Annotated in this window: 1 protein-coding gene; it reads right to left on the bottom strand. The window is 41.0% G+C overall.

Annotated features, from left to right (window positions below; genetic code table 11):
• Positions 1–19 precede the first annotated feature (19 nt).
• Positions 20–354 (bottom strand): TRAP transporter substrate-binding protein DctP (gene dctP, locus ACNKXV_RS13590; RefSeq protein WP_417908268.1); only part of this gene is annotated, 335 nt, incomplete at its 5' end.

Here is a 354-nt window from a genome sequence, read left to right as displayed (position 1 = left end):
AATTTCTCTTTCAATATCATCACTTTGTGTTTTGAATTCGTTGGATGAGTTGACCTAATTGCGGATTCTCTTTGGTCACCAACTCATAAACAGATTGTACTTGAGTTTGGAATGGCTCTTTGGAAGGATAACTAATTTGAACACCAGCCTTTTGTACTTCCCTCATGGATTCTTCCACAGAAGCTTTCCATAGCTCGGATTGATAAATGGCAGACTCATCTGCAGCTTCCTGCATCCATTGTTGTTCCTCTGGACTCAACTGATCCCAAACCACTGTGCTTACCAAAACCACATCGGGAATAGCCGTATGCTCATCAATAGAGAGGTATTTACATACCTCATAGTGACGTGAAT

Origin of the sequence: Christiangramia aquimixticola (assembly GCF_048285835.1) — a bacterium.
GTDB lineage: Bacteria > Bacteroidota > Bacteroidia > Flavobacteriales > Flavobacteriaceae > Christiangramia > Christiangramia aquimixticola.
Note: the sequence above shows the minus strand (reverse complement) of the source record. Positions and strands in the feature narration are given on the sequence as shown.